15 protein-coding genes, 1 pseudogene and 1 other annotated feature are annotated in these 17,657 nt (G+C 36.5%); of the genes and pseudogenes, 9 read left to right on the top strand and 7 right to left on the bottom strand.

What is annotated here, in order from left to right; all coding sequences use genetic code 11:
- Positions 1-13 precede the first annotated feature (13 nt).
- Positions 14-224 (top strand) — a binding site (T-box leader).
- A 145-nt stretch (positions 225-369) separates the two neighbouring features.
- On the top strand, positions 370-1,473 hold the full coding sequence (gene proB / locus KI356_RS10930; RefSeq protein WP_212935422.1) for a glutamate 5-kinase: 1,104 nt from the start codon (positions 370-372) through the stop codon (positions 1,471-1,473).
- Positions 1,474-1,596: 123 nt separating this feature from the next.
- On the top strand, positions 1,597-2,844 hold the full coding sequence (locus tag KI356_RS10925) for a glutamate-5-semialdehyde dehydrogenase (protein ID WP_212935421.1): 1,248 nt from the start codon (positions 1,597-1,599) through the stop codon (positions 2,842-2,844).
- A 68-nt stretch (positions 2,845-2,912) separates the two neighbouring features.
- On the opposite strand, the gene KI356_RS10920 is transcribed toward KI356_RS10925, so the two are convergent.
- A complete protein-coding gene (locus KI356_RS10920; RefSeq protein ID WP_128280377.1) occupies positions 2,913-4,106 on the bottom strand; it encodes a NupC/NupG family nucleoside CNT transporter in 1,194 nt (397 codons plus the stop codon).
- Positions 4,107-4,305: 199 nt separating this feature from the next.
- Entirely contained in the window at positions 4,306-5,541 is a 1,236-nt protein-coding gene (locus KI356_RS10915; RefSeq protein ID WP_128280376.1) for a helix-turn-helix domain-containing protein, read from the bottom strand.
- Between the two features lie 238 nt (positions 5,542-5,779).
- Here KI356_RS10915 and KI356_RS10910 point away from each other — a divergent pair, with 238 nt between their 5' ends.
- Entirely contained in the window at positions 5,780-8,071 is a 2,292-nt protein-coding gene (locus KI356_RS10910) for a glycoside hydrolase family 3 C-terminal domain-containing protein (RefSeq protein ID WP_212935420.1), read from the top strand.
- A 268-nt stretch (positions 8,072-8,339) separates the two neighbouring features.
- Here KI356_RS10910 and KI356_RS10905 read toward each other — a convergent pair whose 3' ends face one another.
- Complete coding sequence (locus KI356_RS10905; RefSeq protein ID WP_212935419.1) at positions 8,340-8,831, bottom strand: DinB family protein; 492 nt, start codon at positions 8,829-8,831, stop codon at positions 8,340-8,342.
- 350 nt (positions 8,832-9,181) lie between these two features.
- Here KI356_RS10905 and KI356_RS10900 point away from each other — a divergent pair, with 350 nt between their 5' ends.
- The 6 genes and pseudogenes from KI356_RS10900 to KI356_RS10875 all read left to right on the top strand — a co-directional run bounded on the left by KI356_RS10900 (position 9,182) and on the right by KI356_RS10875 (position 13,729).
- A complete protein-coding gene (locus tag KI356_RS10900; RefSeq protein WP_212935418.1) occupies positions 9,182-10,225 on the top strand; it encodes an ArsR/SmtB family transcription factor in 1,044 nt (347 codons plus the stop codon).
- A 57-nt stretch (positions 10,226-10,282) separates the two neighbouring features.
- The gene (locus tag KI356_RS10895; protein ID WP_128280372.1) at positions 10,283-11,497 is read left to right on the top strand and encodes an MFS transporter; all 1,215 of its coding nucleotides are present in this window, start codon (positions 10,283-10,285) and stop codon (positions 11,495-11,497) included.
- A 97-nt stretch (positions 11,498-11,594) separates the two neighbouring features.
- Positions 11,595-11,921 (top strand): heme-degrading monooxygenase HmoA, encoded by a 327-nt coding sequence (hmoA, locus tag KI356_RS10890; protein WP_097830404.1) that lies wholly within the window; start codon positions 11,595-11,597, stop codon positions 11,919-11,921.
- 184 nt (positions 11,922-12,105) lie between these two features.
- Positions 12,106-12,543, top strand: coding sequence for a VOC family protein (locus tag KI356_RS10885; RefSeq protein WP_212935417.1), 438 nt, complete (start codon positions 12,106-12,108; stop codon positions 12,541-12,543).
- 214 nt (positions 12,544-12,757) lie between these two features.
- Positions 12,758-13,102: pseudogene (locus KI356_RS10880) on the top strand (DNA polymerase subunit beta); the annotation flags it as partial.
- Between the two features lie 207 nt (positions 13,103-13,309).
- A complete protein-coding gene (locus KI356_RS10875; RefSeq protein ID WP_212935416.1) occupies positions 13,310-13,729 on the top strand; it encodes a VOC family protein in 420 nt (139 codons plus the stop codon).
- A 143-nt stretch (positions 13,730-13,872) separates the two neighbouring features.
- On the opposite strand, the gene KI356_RS10870 is transcribed toward KI356_RS10875, so the two are convergent.
- From KI356_RS10870 to lsrK, 4 genes are all read right to left on the bottom strand, one after another.
- Entirely contained in the window at positions 13,873-14,475 is a 603-nt protein-coding gene (locus KI356_RS10870; protein ID WP_212935415.1) for a hypothetical protein, read from the bottom strand.
- Between the two features lie 72 nt (positions 14,476-14,547).
- A complete protein-coding gene (gene lsrF, locus KI356_RS10865; protein ID WP_128280370.1) occupies positions 14,548-15,330 on the bottom strand; it encodes a 3-hydroxy-5-phosphonooxypentane-2,4-dione thiolase in 783 nt (260 codons plus the stop codon).
- 6 nt (positions 15,331-15,336) lie between these two features.
- Entirely contained in the window at positions 15,337-15,699 is a 363-nt protein-coding gene (locus KI356_RS10860) for a cupin domain-containing protein (RefSeq protein ID WP_002120251.1), read from the bottom strand.
- A 177-nt stretch (positions 15,700-15,876) separates the two neighbouring features.
- On the bottom strand, positions 15,877-17,439 hold the full coding sequence (gene lsrK / locus KI356_RS10855) for an autoinducer-2 kinase (protein WP_212935414.1): 1,563 nt from the start codon (positions 17,437-17,439) through the stop codon (positions 15,877-15,879).
- Between the last annotated feature and the right edge of the window lie 218 nt (positions 17,440-17,657).

The following is a 17,657-nucleotide window of genomic DNA, read 5'->3' as shown; positions in this document are numbered from 1 at the left end:
AAAAAAATTAAACCGAAAATCGTTGAAGAGAAATAGTACATATGTCTTCTTGCGAAAGAGAGTGGAATTCACTGGCTGAAAGATTCCTCGCATAGAATATATCGAACCTATCTCTGAGTCTTAAATGAAAGTTTAGGCGTTCGCCTGCGTTATAGGCACCAAGTGGATATCTATGTATATCAATTAAGGTGGTACCGCGGAACAATGACCGTTTCGTCCTTTTTATTTTATTAAGGGCGAAGCGGTCATTTTTATTTTGTCCTCTAATACGATAGGTGCAGCATTGATGAGAAGAGACATAGCAGCAAATTGTATGAATAAAAGTGTGATTGATAAAAAACTTTGATTTTAGACTTGGAGGATATAAAAGTGAAAAAACAACGAATTGTTGTAAAGATTGGGAGCAGTTCCTTGGCAGCGAGTCATGGAGGCATCTCTAAAGAACAACTTTCAGATCACGTTGCCGCATTGGCACGACTGAAACAGGAAGGGCATGAAGTTTTGTTAATTACATCAGGAGCCGTCGCTGCAGGTTTTTCTGCTCTAGGGTATCCTAGCAGACCTGTGACAACTAAAGGGAAACAGGCTGCAGCAGCTGTCGGGCAAAGTTTATTAATGCAGGCGTACACGGAGGAATTCCGTAAATATGATATCGTTACTGCGCAACTGTTACTAACGAGAAGTGATTTTTCTCGAAAAGAACAATACAGTAATGCGTACGCCACTTTAGGAGAGTTACTAAACCGTTCCGCTCTTCCTATCATCAATGAAAATGATTCCATTTCTTTAGAGGAGCTGACGTTTGGTGATAATGATATGCTGTCAGCTTTAGTAAGCGGACTTGTGTCGGCAGATATGCTTATGATTTTTACGGATGTGAACGGTTTATATGACCAAAATCCTCAAAAAAATGCGGACGCGAAAAAATATTATTTCCTTCCTGAGGTAACAGAAGAAATTGCTTCTCTTGCAGGAGATGCTGGTTCAAAACTTGGGACTGGCGGTATGAAATCAAAAATCGATGCTGCAAAGACGGCACTATCTCTTGGAGTAAGTGTATTTATCGGAACAGGACATGGACAGGAGAAATTTTTAGATGTGTTGAAGGGAAAAGGTGACGGAACGTATATCGGGAATGCGCCTCAAAAAGTAATTAAGATGAACAAGCAATGGATCGCCTTGCATTCGCTTGTTAGCGGACAAATTGAAGTAGATGCCGGGGCAGCTACTGCCATCATTCAGCATGGAAAGAGTTTACTTCCAGCTGGTGTTACGAATGTTTCAGGATTTTTCCAAGTGGGCGAAGTTGTGGAGGTAATCACGCAACAAGGGCGCGTAATAGGAAAAGGACAATGCACATATAGTGCAGAGGAACTAAGGGATTTAAAAGGTATGCAGAGCCAAGATATTCAAGCAAGAGGCGAAAGACATAATTATGAAGTCATCCATAGGAATCATTGGGTTTCATTTTAGGAATAGAGAGGGTAGAGTCCACTGCTCAAATTCTTTAATTTCATAGGCAGGACACACATAGTTAGTGGAGATAAACGGGTCTCAAATTTTTACGTATTAACTTTTTAAAAGGAGGAAATGAAAATGAATGAAGTGTTAGCAAAAGGTAAAAGAGCGAAAGAAATTGCTAGAGAACTTGTGCTTAAATCTACAGACCAAAAAAACGAAGCACTTGCTGCGATTGCTGATCAACTGATATTAGAAACAGCTTATATTTTAGAGGAAAACAAACGAGACATCGAAGAAGGTAAGGCAAAAGGATTTTCTGATTCTCTCCTTGATCGCCTTATGCTGAACGAGCAGCGTATTATTGATATGGCTGAGGGGATTAAGCAGCTAATTGATTTACGTGATCCGATTGGAGAATGTGTAAGTGCATGGGAACGACCAAATGGACTATCTATTCAGGAGATGCGCGTACCACTTGGTGTTGTCGGAATGATTTACGAGGCAAGACCGAATGTGACAGTGGATGCTGCTACAATTTGTTTGAAAACAGGAAACGCAGTAATATTGCGTGGGAGTTCTTCTGCTATTTATTCTAATAAAGCGATTGTTGCTGTAATTCACCTAGCGCTCAAACAAACGAGTTTGCCTCAAGAAAGCGTCCAGCTCATAGAAGATACAACGCGAGATAGCGCGAAGCAGTTGTTTACATTAAATGAGTACTTGGACGTTCTTATACCAAGAGGTGGCAAGCAGTTAATCGATACTGTAGTGAGAGAAGCATCAGTTCCAGTACTTGAAACAGGTGCGGGAAATTGCCATATTTTCATTGATGAAACAGCGGATAAACAAATGGCATTTAATATTATTGTAAATGCAAAAACGCAACGTCCATCTGTATGTAATGCGATTGAAACGATTATACTTCATGAAAATTGGGCGCAGCAATTTGGTAGCGAATTGTTTTCTTCCTTGAAGGAAAGAGGCGTGGAGATACGTGGTGATAAGAACGCATTGGCAATTGATTCATCTATTGCATTAGCTTCAGAAGAGGACTGGGAAACAGAGTTTTTATCTCTCACTTTAGCAGTGAAAGTGGTTTCTTCAGTTGAAGAAGCGATTCATCACATAAATACGTATGGATCTATGCATTCCGAAGCGATTATTACAGAGAACGAGGAAAATGTCAGCAAATTTTTCACTTCTGTTGATGCGGCTGCACTTTATCATAATGCATCAACTCGTTTTACAGATGGATCTGAATTTGGATTCGGAGCAGAAATTGGTATCAGTACACAAAAGCTACATGTAAGGGGACCAATGGGGCTTCCTGCATTGACTTCCACAAAATATGTGATTCGTGGAAATGGACAAATTCGAAAATAAAAGAACAAGTAATAATATGAAGACACCCAATTCAGTTTGAGTGTCTTCATATTATTACAATTATTCATTTACCATACAAAAAGCCCCACGAGCATAGCACTTAATAAGGAAACAGCCATTCCGCTAACAAGAAGCTTCCAAACATTTTTACCGATTATTGCTGATTTTTCCCCGCCAAATAATGAATTGAAAGTTCCGTAAATCATACCTACTGTACTAAAGTTAGCAAAAGAAGCTAGAAACGTTGTTGCAACGGCAATCGTATGAGGTTGTAAAGACTGTAAATTTGATTTTAAATCCATCATGGCAACAAATTCATTCGTTGTTATTTTGATCCCCATTAGTTCAGCTACATACATAGCATCTTTTCCTGATAAACCGAGTAAAAAAGCGAAGGGACTAAAGATAATGGAGAAGATTTTTTGAATTGTTAAACCCGTTACGAAAAAGCTTAAAATACCGTTTAAGCATGCTGTTAATGCTACATAACCAATTACCATCGCTAAAATAACGATAACCATATTCATCCCGACTAACATACTGTTTGAAATAGTAGAAAAGAAATCTTTTTTTTCATTTTTTGAAGGTTTATAAATAACATCTTCTTCTTTCGTAACTTCAATAGGATTTAAAACATTGGCTAAAATTAATGCGTTTATACAGTTTAAAGGAATAGCGCTGAAAATATATGTTGCTGGAACCATTGATAGATAAGCACCAAGAATGGATCCGCTGACGCTACTCATACTCATAATTCCAAAAGTCAACAAACGATTTTCTTTTAACACAGATAATTGATCACGAACAACTGCAAGTGCTTCCGTATTTCCTAAAAACATCATTTGAATGGAAAAGAAGCTTTCTAACTTTGGTAAACGAGAAATCTTTGAAATAATCGCACCAACTTTATCAATAATCCAAGTTAAGATTCCAAAATACGAGAGAATATCAAAGAAAGTGATAACAAAAATGATCGGAAGTAACGCACTAAAGAAGAAATCAATGTGTTGATTTTCCATAGCTGAAGGAAAGGCAAATCGAATTCCTTCATTCGCACATGATAGTAACCAACTGAAAAATGACGCAATTTTATTAATGATAATACTGCCCAATTTTGTACCTAACATAAACCACGTAATAAAAAGCTCCAATATGATTAGAATAACGATTGGTCTCCATTTTATTTGTTTCTTATTAGGCGAACATAGGAAAACGATTAATATGACAACGAAAATCCCTAACATATTTAATATGAACTGCATAACAACAACTCCTTGAGGCTTATTATTTGTATATAAAAAAGCCTCTATTCTTCCAAATTTGAATTATGATCAGAAGTTATGAAGAATGTAAATTATGTTTGGGATCAATCTATTTCAATTAATGTTTTTTCGCTTTATAAAGTATATTTATTAGTAATATAAAGCAACAAAATAAATCTATTGACGGAACGAAGGACAACTAATAATTGCATCCATTTTTAAATTGTTTAGGTGAAATACCAGTATGTTTTTTAAAGACCTTTGTAAAATGACTTTGGTCATGGAAATTTAATAGTGTGGAGATTTCGGATATAGAATGTTTTGTATAGGCCATTAAGCTTTTTGACTCATCTATCTTAGCATGCTGAATATATTCGCCTAATGAAATTCCTACTTCTTTTTTGAAAAGGGAAGATAGATAACTAGGATTTAATGCGACTATTTCTGCTAGATGGGACAGTGTAATATCTTCGTAAAGATGAGTAAATATATAATTTTGACATATGTTTATAGGTTTTGAATGTTTTTGCATCTTCCCATTTTTAACTCGTTCTGAGAACTCAAGTAAAGCATTCTCCAAAAATGGGGAAATGGCTTCACTTTTTTTTATTTCTTCGAGTTTTTGAATAAATAAATCACTGAGGGTATATGCGATTTCAGGGAATAGTCCGCCATCTATAGCCGATCTAGTCGCAAGTGTAATTGCTGCGATGGCAGAATTCTTCTGGCTTCGCAGGTGACTTGTTTTTGATAACACCCCAAGAGCTCCTGATTCAGGTAATCTTCTTAGGTTTTGAATTAAATCATCCTTTTTTCCTTCTTTAATACACTCAAATATTTTCCTTTCAACTAGTGGATCGATATGAGTTAATGTACTTTGACGTTGCTCCGATATTTGTATATCGGGCTGTTCAATCTCAAAATCATCCTTTTTTAACAGTATATTTTTTTGCAAAATATCAGCAACATCTAATTTTTGTTGATACAGCATGTAATAAAGAACCATACTTATATTTAAAAATTTCAAATTGCTTAAAACAGGGAGAGATTGATAATATCGAATCATTTCCTCTTTGTCTATTTTTAGTTGAAGATCATTAACGATTCCTTTAATTGAGATTTCTGATAACCTGGAATAAAGGACTGGTCCAATGATGATATTCCCACTCAGTTGATCGTTTAAACGTAAGTTAATTGAGAAAAAATTTTCAAGAAAGGCAGTCTCTTCAAGTACCGGAAAAGTATAGGGTGGATTTCCACTAAATAGTTGATTAAATAACGCCTCTTTTGAAGAATACAACGGGTTATGCTGAAAATTGGGCGAGATTTCAAATGCCAAATCTCCTTTGTTATTAATGAAAAAGATAGGTGTTTTATGTATGTCAAAAACCAGCTTACAAATATAATATAAATCTTCAAGTTTGGAGCAATTCATTATTTTAACCTCTATTCATTAAACATCAGCCGATAAGTGTACAAGTTACAAGCAACATAAACTTCTCTCTTAAGCAAAGGTTTTACATACAGCTCATGGTTACTCTGCAAAGTAACCATAAATATAATCAGCTGAAATTTTTACCAGTATTCTAAAAAATATACCATAATATCTAAAGAATAATAACTATAATACCATTAAGAAAGCGTTTACTTCATTATTTTTTAGGAGGGCTATCATGAAAAGGGATATTAAGAATATCATTTCACAAATGACATTAGAGGAAAAGGCAAGTCTATGTTCTGGATTAGACTTTTGGAATACAAAAGGAATTGAGCGATTGGGTATTCCTTCTATTATGGTAACTGATGGACCACACGGGCTTAGAAAACAGGCAGAGGGAGCAGATCACTTAGGGATTTATAACAGTATTCCAGCGACTTGTTTCCCTTCAGCAGTAGGATTAGCAAGTACATGGAATAAAGAATTAATCAAACAAGTCGGAGTTGCATTAGGAGAAGAATGTCAGGCTGAAAATGTAGGTGTTCTCCTTGGACCAGGTGCAAATATTAAACGTTCGCCGCTATGCGGAAGAAACTTTGAATATTTTTCAGAGGATCCGTATTTATCATCACAAATGGCTGTAAATCATGTTAAAGGCGTACAAAGCCAAGGAATTGGAACATCATTAAAACATTTCGCTGCTAATAATCAAGAGCATCGTAGAATGTCTGTAGATGCAATCGTTGATGAAAGGACATTGCGTGAAATCTATCTTGCTAGCTTTGAAGATGTCATTAAGGAAGCACAGCCTTGGACAGTAATGAGCGCTTACAATAAGGTAAATGGTGAATACGCTTCGGAAAATAGCTATTTATTAAATGATATTTTAAAAGATGAATGGGGATTTGAAGGTTTTGTCGTTTCTGATTGGGGCGCAGTAAATGAGCGTGTCGCAAGTTTAGCGAACGGTTTGGAGTTAGAAATGCCTTCAAGCTTTGGAATTGGTGAGAAGAAAATTGTCGACGCAGTTAACTGTGGTGAGCTATGTGTAGAAAAGCTTGATCAAGCAGTAGAACGACTACTTTACATTATTTTTAAAGCTTATGATAACCAATTAGAAAACGCTATGTATAGTAAGGAAGCACATCATCAGCTTGCAAGAGAAGTTGCAAGTGAAAGTATGGTTATGTTACAAAATGAAGATTCCATTCTTCCGCTGAAAAAAGAGGGAACGGTAGCGGTAATTGGAGGATTTGCAAAGCAACCACGTTATCAAGGCGGTGGAAGTTCTCATATTAATCCAACAAAGCTTGAAAGTATTCTCGAAGAAATTGAAACGGTATCAGGTGAAAAAACGAACATATTGTTTGCTCAAGGTTATGATATTGCAAGTGATGATGTAAATGAAAGCATGGTTAGTGAAGCGAAAAAAATAGCAGAGCGAGCAGATACAGCGGTCCTTTTCGTTGGACTTCCAGATCGTTATGAATCTGAAGGATTTGATCGGAAACACTTACAGATGCCAGAAAATCACGTGCAATTAATTGAGGCTATCGCTGAAGTTCAAAGTAATATCGTTGTAGTTTTAAGTAACGGTGCTCCAATTGAAATGCCATGGATAGGTAAAGTAAAAGGAATACTTGAAGGCTATTTAGGTGGCCAAGCATTAGGCGGAGCAATTGCTGATTTATTATTTGGTGATGCAAATCCAAGCGGGAAATTAGCGGAAACATTCCCGAAAGTTTTAAGCGATAATCCTTCTTACTTAAACTTCCCTGGTGAAGTTGACAAAGTGGAATACAAAGAAGGGGTGTTCGTCGGATACCGTTATTACGATGCGAAAAATATTAAACCGTTGTTCCCATTTGGCTTTGGGTTAAGCTATACAAATTTTGAGTATAGTAATCTTTCAATAAATAAGAAAGAAATAAAGGATACGGAGATTGTTTCTGTCAGTGTTAACGTGAAAAATACTGGTAGTACGGCGGGGAAAGAAATTGTTCAGCTTTATATAAAAGATGTTGAAAGCAGTATGACTCGTCCTGAAAAAGAGCTAAAAGGATTTGAAAAAGTAGAATTGCAGCCGGGAGAAGAAAAAACAGTTAACTTTACTTTAAATAAAAGATCATTTGCTTATTATAATGTTGAATTGAAGGACTGGCATGTTGAAACAGGTGAATTTGAAATTTTAGTAGGAAAGTCTTCAAAAGAGATCGTTTTACAAGATAACGTGTATATTCAATCAACGACTATAATTCGAAAACAAGTACATCGTAATACTTTACTAGGGGACATATTTGCGGACCCAATTTTAGCACCAATCGCAAAAGGGCTTATGGAAAAAGCATTAAAAGATAGCCCGTTTGGTAGTATGACTGAAGGGGATAGTGATGCCTCTGAAATGATGGACGCTATGCTGAACTATATGCCATTACGAGCATTAGTGAACTTTAGCGCAGGTGCTTTTACAGAAGAAATGTTAAGTGAAATAATTGGGCTATTGAACGATGCGCAGATGAATGGATAAGTGGTGAATACAAGGAAGTTAGTCGGGAGATAATGGTCCGTAAATACCCGATTGGTTTGGGCTAATAATCAGTAGGGATGGACAAAATCCCACTGATTAAAGTTTTACTTTATACATTTGAACATTCTTTGGTGAATTTTATTTCATTGTAGGACGTTTCTCCAACATACAAAAAAGGCAAATGAGAGCTAGAATCTCATTTGCCTTTTTTTGTACTTATTCTGCTAAATATAGAATGATATGCGTGTCTATCATCTTTAATCGTCACTTATAAATATGAACGATGAGCTGGCCATGAACCTTGGAGTTTACGAAGTTGTATAATTTGACCTGTATGATAAGCATCGTGCAAAAGGATATTCATATATTGTTGCCAAACTGGTAGAGAAGGACTTGGTTGATCCAGTTCTGCTTCTTGAAGGGATGTTAATGAAGATTGTAAGGCATCATGTACGTGAAGCGTTCGCTTCACTGTTTGCTGCCAAGCATCCTCATCATTAGGTCCACCTTGGACAAACGTGTCATCATTATTTTGTGGAGCAACAAATGTGTCATCTTGATGTAAGCGGGAAAGTAAGCGCTCTTTAAAAGTTAGTAAATGGTTTGCATTTTCCCAAATCGTATTACTGGCCTTTCCTTCTGGTTGCCAACATGCTTGTGCGGCGGTAAGATTCTTTAACGCTTCTGATATCGGTGGGTACCATTCTTCATCGTAAAAAACTTGTTTGACTCCATTTTGTAATATTTCTTTTTTACCCATTCGTATAACCTCCTTAACTATGAGATAGACCAACAATAAGTGTTAGAGAAAGTAGGTACGTACCTACTTATCATCTGATTGATATTTTGAAGTTTCTAAAAGAACAATATGACGCCGTTGTAGCAATTGCAGAAATAAACTTATGCTTTCTAAATCATTTTTCTTACTGCAATAAATTCTCCTTTCTCTTCAAGAAACCTGCCTCATAGTTGAACATGAAAAGCAACTGCAGCTTAAATTTAAAAAATTGTAGCGAAATAAATTTCTAAATGTTTCAAAATTCTAAAAATATAGAAGGTATAATTCGATAAATATAGAATTTAATACATAGCAAATAAGGAGGGGATAACATGGGAGTCTTTCACGTAACGAGTAGAAAGAGGGAAACGTACAACATTCAAATGAAGTATTCGATACTGTTCGAATGTGCACTTGGCATTGCGGCAATTACTCATAAGAGGTTAATCGACACGCTTGAAAAGCCTCAAAGCGAATGGGAAGAAATTAGAAAATCTTTACCTCATGAAATGATAGAGCATTTGCAATTTGTTGAGGAGCACAATACGTGGAAAGCGTTGCTACAGTTACTGTATGATGGAGATTTTACAGATTTATCTCAGTTTGTTCATAATATCAATTCGTTATCGGAAGTAGATTTTAAATATGTGTGTTTACCGTTTTTAGGAGAGATGTATCAAGCGAAAAGACGTTTAGCAGCTAGCGGAGAAGTTTCAGCTTTACAAGAACTAGTGGAGCTAACGCATGAACATCAATTTTTCTCTGCGTATATTGAGTTTATATGTAATACAGATATGCAATTATTAAAAGGGCATTTAATCGCTGTTATGACAGGATGGTATGAGGGTGTTATTAAGAAAGAGGAAGAGCAACTACTTTCTATACTAGAGCGAGATTATGAAGCGAAAAATGAAATGAATAAAAAGATGAAGCCGGAAGAGTTTGTCGAGTGGGCAACAGGTGGAGTTATATATATGCCAGAACCAAGTGTGCATCATGTACTTCTTATCCCGCAAATGACGTACAGACCGTGGAATATAGAGGCAGATATTGAAGATACAAAAGTGTTTCATTATCCAGTTGCGAACGAAAGTATACATCCTGAAGATCCATATGAGCCGAGCTATTTTTTAGTACATAAACATAAGGCGCTCGGGGATGAGGCAAGGCTCCGTATCGTAAAACTACTATTTGAACAAGAGCGTACACTGCAAGAAATAACGGAAAGATTACAACTTGGGAAATCAACAGTACATCACCATTTAAAGTTATTACGTTCTGCAAAGTTAGTTGATATTCATGACGGCAAATATGTGTTGAGAAAGAAAGCAGTACAGTCTTTAGCGAAAGAATTAGAAGTATTTTTAAATAGATAATATACAACGAGAATGTACATAAAGGGAGGAATTTAATAGAAAAGTTGGTGCGTTATAGTGGAAAATGTATTGAAAAATCGTTCATTCTTTTTTATGTGGATTGGTAGTGCGATTTCAGAATTGGGCGGGGCTTTCGGGACGTTATGTAATTCAATTCTTGTATATGAGTTAACAGGATCAAAAACAGCATTAAGTAGTATGTGGTTATTATATTTTATCCCGTCTCTCATATTGCAACTAATAAGCGGACCATTTATAGATAAATGGAGCCGAAAGTGGATTATGATTTTTTCACAATGGATACGGGCATCTGTTTTCTTACTACCTTTAGTCATGTTAGTTACTAGTAGTATAGAAGTTTGGCACGTGTATGTCGTTCAAATAATAATCGGGCTCATTACACCGCTTTATACACCTGCAAGTCAAGCCATTACACCGAGCATTGTAAGTAAAGAGCAGCTTCAAGACGCAAACGCGTATATAGATGGGATGGCTCGTCTCATGATGTTTCTTGCGCCAGTATTAGGTGGTATCGTCATTAATTTTATTGGAATGAAGCTTACACTATTTTTTGTGTGCGTTTGTCTATTCATTAGTGGAGGATTGTTACTTTTCATAAAAGAAAAGAGAATAAAGCAAGAACTTCGAAAAACGTGGCTAGAGCAATTTCTTCACGGTTTTACATACTTCTTCACAAAACCAGTAATTGTTTGGCTCGGTGTCTTTCTTACTTTCGTTCAATTTGGAGTAGGAGTAACGATGGTTACAAATCTACCTTATATAAAAGATGAGTTGTCAGCAGGATATGCGGAGTACGGATACTTCATGGCAGGTTTCCCACTTGGCTATGTAGTTGGATCAATATTAGTCGGAAAAATAACATATAAAAGCCGGCGTATACTTATGCTTGGAGGATTGTTTTTAGGAGGGCTAACATACATTTCTCTAGGGTTCAATCATAGTATAGTAATTGCGGTGTTCATTGAAGTAATTGCAGGTATTTGTATTGCATTTTTCAATGTTCATAACACGACGATATGCCAACAAACAGTCCAAAGCAATATGATAGGAAAAGTATTTTCAGTGCGACTATTTTTCATACGATCCGCTATGCCATTAGGTGTGTTTCTAGGCGGAATACTGAGTGAAATGTGGGGAGTAAGAGTATTATACTGTATTATCGGTGCGATTATATGTGTCACGTCTTTAATAGGGATATTACTTCCGTATTTTAAATTTTTGGATGAGTCGATTGAGGAGAAGTCAGCATAATTCTAAAAATTTAAAACTTTATAATTGAAAATAATTATCATAATCAATTATAATGGAAGAATACTAGTATTCGTATTACAAAAAGGGAGTGGGATATATGTTTATCGAAACTAAGACATTTACAGTAAAAGAAGGTACATCTGATATAGTAGTGCAGCATTTCACTGGAGAAGGAATTATTGAAAAATTTGAAGGATTCATCGACTTAAGTGTGCTAGTGAAAAAAGTAAGACGAGGAGATGAAGAAGTTGTAGTTATGATTCGCTGGGAATCTGAAGAAGCATGGAAAAACTGGGAAACGAGTGAAGAACATTTAGCTGGACATAGAGCGAGTCGTGGTAAACCAAAACCAGATCATATTATTAACGTTGATCACGCAGTTTATTATGTGAAATCATCGAAATCGGCTTATCAGAAGTCGTAATAATACATTTGTTTCATTATATTCTTTCAAATATATAACCATCTATCTGTTTATTGATAGATGGTTATTAACATTGAATAAAGAGAATGATTTGCATGTGGTGTAAGAAGAATTAACGGTCAGGTTAAAACTAGAAATGTTATAATATAAACTCGATCAGTGAGTAAGATTAGGAGGAACAATAATGGTTCAATCGATAGTTCATATTGCATTAGTAGTAAAAGACTATGATGAGGCAATAGAGTTTTATACAAAGAAACTAAATTTCACATTAGTTGAAGATATTTATCAGCCAGAGGAAAACAAACGGTGGGTAGTGGTATCTCCTCCAGGTTCAGTCGGCACCACAATATTATTAGCTAGGGCATCTAAACCTGAGCAAGAGCCCTTTATTGGTAATCAATCAGGTGGTAGAGTATTTCTTTTCTTAAATACTGACGATTTTTGGAGAGATTATAATGAAATGATTTCAAGAGGAATAGAATTTGTGAGAGAACCGAAAGAGCAATCATACGGAATTGTTGCGGTGTTTAAGGATTTATACGGGAATTTATGGGATCTGTTGCAACTAAAGAATGATCACCCAATTGCACAAAGACTTAATAGAAAGCAATTCGATTAAGCATTTCACAAGTATGTGAAAATAAAATAGAGCTCGGCATGTAACAATTAGCAGTGTGTATAATGGAAATGTATGAGAAAAAATATAATTCAATATCGTTTAAAAGGTGTTTTCTTATTTTAGAAACTGAGAAATATAGATCTATTCGTATAAGGATTATATTACGCGCTCGATAACTTGGAGGATAGAAATGATAGAAAACCTTTCATTTATTACATATGAAAACTATTCTGTTTCTACTGATAAAGTTAAGGGCATTTCTCATTGGTTAAATAGTTCACGCATTAAAATTCAGTCTGCTTTGAAAGTAAATGATGAGTTAAAAGCTTCATATATAGTTCATACATCAATGTGGACATTGCTAGAGGGAATATGGGCTATTAATAATAAGCCAGCCCCTCCAGCTGGATCTGTTTTAAGGTATATTCAAGCATTACCTATTAGACCGACTAATTTTGATGAGTTCCTTAATAAAGTGTTCTTAGGGGATACGACAGAGCGGATTTCTTCAGCAATTTTCTTGATTGAGTGGATTTTACTTAATTTGGAGAATAAATAATAGGGCTATAAAACTTGTCAACTTATATAGGTAAATCGATACTCCATGTCGAATTGTTCATATGATTGCATTCCTTTCGAAAAACGTTCTAAGCTATAGGAAAAAGCATAAGACTATAAAAAAGTCTTAGACGGTATATCTTTCTTTACATATGTAAGTGTTATCAATATGAGTATATATATCCTCTGCTTAAAAGGAGATGAGTAAATGAAGTTAAATCATATGAATCTATGTGTTGATGATTTATCAGAAGCGAGACATTTCTTTGAAACATTTTTTGATTTTCAATTTTTGGAGCAAAAGGGAAAGGCGCTAGTAGTGATGAGTGATGAGAGTGGATTTATACTTGTGCTAAGCGATCCAAAAGCATTTAAGGGGAATAAGGAAGTTATGTATCCGGAAGCTTTTCATATTGGTTTTTTAGTGGATACTTCAAGTGAAGTTGATCAAGCGTATAATCGTTTAGTAGCTGGAGGCATTGAAATAGACAAGGAACCTTATTCGATGAGAGGTAGTAGTTATGGTTTTTATTTTACAATGTTTAATGGATTGTTAATTGAAGTATCTTGCCTTGATTATAGAGATGGTAAGAAAGTTTCAAAACTAAATAGCATTCATCAAGAGTAATTGTTTGAAGGTGTATATATAGCCCCTTATCCAGTGTGGAAGGGGCTTATTTCCATTTAGAACACTTTTATAATGGAACACGAAAGCAAAATAGAAGGGTCACTTAGTCAGAAATTCGACTTATGGGACAGCTTCTTTATTTATTAATCTAACTGAATTTCAAATTCAAACACAGCTGGATCTTTCATAAACGGCATACTTCGGTCTTTAAATTGTAAGCTTATTCCAGACAAAGTATCAGGAAGAGCAGGAGATACAATAAATTGGTAGCTTACATGTCCTTCTGTTCCAGTCCATCCTTCTGCCCAGCAATCGTATGTATCTTTTATAGATAATTCAATAAGGCTGTGTGCATTTTTCTCATTAAGTTTTTTGTTTTTTGAATCCCATTCTTTATATAAATAAATTATACCAGCATTAGAATATTGACGAATAAAGGTTACAGTATATACTGTTTCATTACGTTCATAAGTTTTTAAAACGGGTATATGTTTTTTAAACTTAGCCGGTTCAACCCGAGGTTTAAATTCTTCTTCGTCCATCATGGAAGAGAATAATGAATTTAAATAGTCTGGATAGAATCCATATTGCTTTGCCCAATTATAAATTGCTTCATCATGTGGAAAGCCCGGATTCCCATTTGAAAGTTCTTTTCGTTCTTTTAATAGAGAGCAAATTTTTTCATCAATAGAAGATAAGCGTTCATCGTAATGGTCAGTAGGACGCTCAAAAGGCATTCGTTGCATAATCATTCCTCCTTTTCTATAGTTTAACAAAAAATGACAGACTACTATATTACATAGTCTGTCATTTTTATTTTAATTTTTCACATCATCATACAATTCCAAAGCCTCTTTCACACTCAATCTATTTTTCACAATGCCATGTATCGCTTGAATCATCGCAGCTGGATGTTCGGACTGCCATATGTTTCGGCCCATGTCTACGCCGATTGCACCTTCTTGCAGTGCATTGTACGTAATGTTTAGTGCGTCTTCGATTGAATCTAGTTTTGGACCGCCCGCGATTACGACTGGGGCAGGGCATGTGCTCGTAATTTTTTCGAACCCTTCGCAGTAGTACGTTTTAATAATGTCAGCGCCCATTTCAACGCATACGCGGGAGGCGAGTGCTAGAAAGCGAGCCTCACGTTTTTGTAGCTCTTTCGCAACGGCGGTAATGCCGAGTACTGGCAGACCGTAATCGTGAGCTTCAGAGACTACGTTTGCGAGATTTGAAACAGTTTGTGTTTCATAATCTGATCCAACAAAGACAGAAACACCGACGCCAATTGCGTTCTGTTTTACTGCTTCTTTCACAGGTGTAACAATTGTTTCATTCGCTAAATCTTTGCCGACGACAGTAGCTCCGCCTGATACACGCATAACCATTGGTGTGCTGCAGTTTTCAGGAATGCAAGAGCTGAGTACACCTCTCGTTAAAAAGAGGGAGTCTGTATATGGAAGCAAGTTTTTAACTGTTTCTAACGGTTGTTCTAGTCCGTGAATCGGCCCTAAAAAGTAGCCGTGATCTATCGCTAACATAACCGCTCTGCCATCAGGCAAAATTGTATTTAATCGATTTTTAAATCCCCAAGTCATTCGAAATCACTCCTTCGTTAATGTTGGATTTTCAGTTTGTACAGTATCTTTATTTGGTAAATGCGGTGACTTTATAAAAACAGCTTTAAAAGGCTTATCGGAATGGTTAATAAGATAGTGTGATTCATGAGGGCGAACTTGCAAGACATCACCTTGTTTGATTGGAACTCTTTCGTTATTTATATAGAAATCTATTTCGCCTTCTAACGCATAAAAGACTTCTTCGCACGTTGTATGATAATGATTTTGAAACTCTTGCCCAGGCTGAATAACGACTAGGCCAAGATCAATATTTGGACCTTGTAATAAATATTTCGGTCCGTTATCACCGAAGCGATAGGTGAAGTCATCTTCATTTACCTTAAGCATAGAAATCACTCCTTTATCCCGCGTTAACGAGCAGTAAAACTCCCATCTCAAAATTTGGCTGGAGCAAAGAAGTTAGGTGGGAGTCGGGCTGCCCGTAAACGCCCGATTGGTTCAACTAATAATCAGTGGGGGAGGAACAAAACCCCCACTGATTAAAGTTTCACTTTATGTAATGTGTTACAGCGCACCTGGGGCAATCCACATATGTGATGTAAAACCTTTATCAGCTAAAGAAAGTTGGCTAGCATACACTGTTTTCCATGTTTCATAAAATCCTTTATAAAGCTCATGATTTTCAGTGTTTGGCTTAAATGTTTTTTCCCACTGTACAAATCGCTCGGCAGTTTCTTCCATCGATTCAAAAATGCCTGCACCAACTCCAGCGGCAATTGCCGTACCTAAAGCAGCGGCTTCTTTTACAACTGGTACTTTAACAGGGATTCCGAGGACATCTGCTAGGATTTGTGGCCAAAGTTTTCCTTTAGCAGCGCCGCCAGCAAAGATCACTTCAGAAGGAAAAGTTCCTGTGAGGGCTTCTATTAATCTCAAGTTGCCTAATGTAACGAAGGCTGCATTCTCTTCAATTGCACGGAACATTTCTTTCTTACCGCATGTTTCAGTATTTAAGCTTAAATTTAAAAAGGATGGAGCAGCATGTCGCCAAGAAATATAATTCATTACGTTTGAGAAAGTAGGGATTATCCCGTGTGAGCCGGCGGGTACATTTTTTGCTTGTTCTTCGAGTAATTCATAAGCATCTACACCGAGTTGTTCAGCGAGCTTTTTTTCTTCTTGGCAAAAAGCATCTCGAAACCATCTCATAACAAGGCCAGGGAAAAAAGCGATTGTTTCGTATTGCCATAGGTTAGGAATGACGTGGCAATTTACACGAACCAGTGCATTTGGATCAGTTTCTGGTTTTGTTATATTTACTTCTTGCTGCCAAAAGCTGCCCCCACATATAAACGTTTGTTCTGGCTTCACAACCCCAGTTCCGAGCGAGGCCATTTGTGCATCTCCGCCGCCAGCAACGACCGGTGTTCCTTCGTGTAATCCTGTTAATTCAGAACTTCGTTTTGTGATATTCCCGATAACTGTACCAGCTTCATTTACTTTTGGAGAAAAGGCTAGAGTAAGACCGCATTGCTCAGCAACCCAGTTATCCCAAGCTCTATTTTGTAAATCGAATATACCGGACGTACATCCATTTGAAGGATCAATTTGCAGTACGCCACACAATTTATATAAAATCCAATCGTTTAACATCGTAAAAGAATGAATATTTCTGTATACATCTGGCTCATGCTTTTTTATCCAAAGCAAGCGAGGTAAAGCACCTAACGAAAATGTTTGACCTGACTTTTTATATAACTCTTCTTCAAGTTGTGACCGGATTCGTTTTAGTTCACTAACTTCAGCTGATGCGCGGCCATCAACATTTGCACAAGCCCATATTTCTTGCCCATTTTTATCGTATAAAACAAATCCTTCGCGCATACTTGTTGCACTTATACCTTTAATAGAAGAGGGGGACGTATTACTTTTTTGAAGAACATCCTTTGTACATTCTTGAACGAGCTGCCAATTTTCTTTTACATCAAAATTCATAGAACCGGGATAACGACTATCGGATTTATGAACCCATTCTTTTTGACTTACTGCAAGTTGATTACCATTTAAATCAAAAAGGACTGCTCGAATACTACCTGTACCAGCGTCGTAAGCTAATAGAGTAGACATTAAGAGTCACCTTCCTTTCTTAATAAGGAGAGGGCAGTATGTTCATCGGTAATTAATGTATGAATGAATGTTCCTTTGACCACTGCTTAAACATATGTGTTTGTTATTTTGTTTATTCCAGTTGAACCAATCGGGCGTTTACGGGCAGCGGGGCTCCCACCTAACTTCTTTGTTCAAGCCGAATTTTGAGGTGGGAGTCTTATTGCCCGCAAATAGCG

The sequence above is a fragment of the Bacillus hominis genome, assembly GCF_018332515.1.
GTDB lineage: Bacteria > Bacillota > Bacilli > Bacillales > Bacillaceae_G > Bacillus_A > Bacillus_A hominis.
Note: the sequence above shows the minus strand (reverse complement) of the source record. Positions and strands in the feature narration are given on the sequence as shown.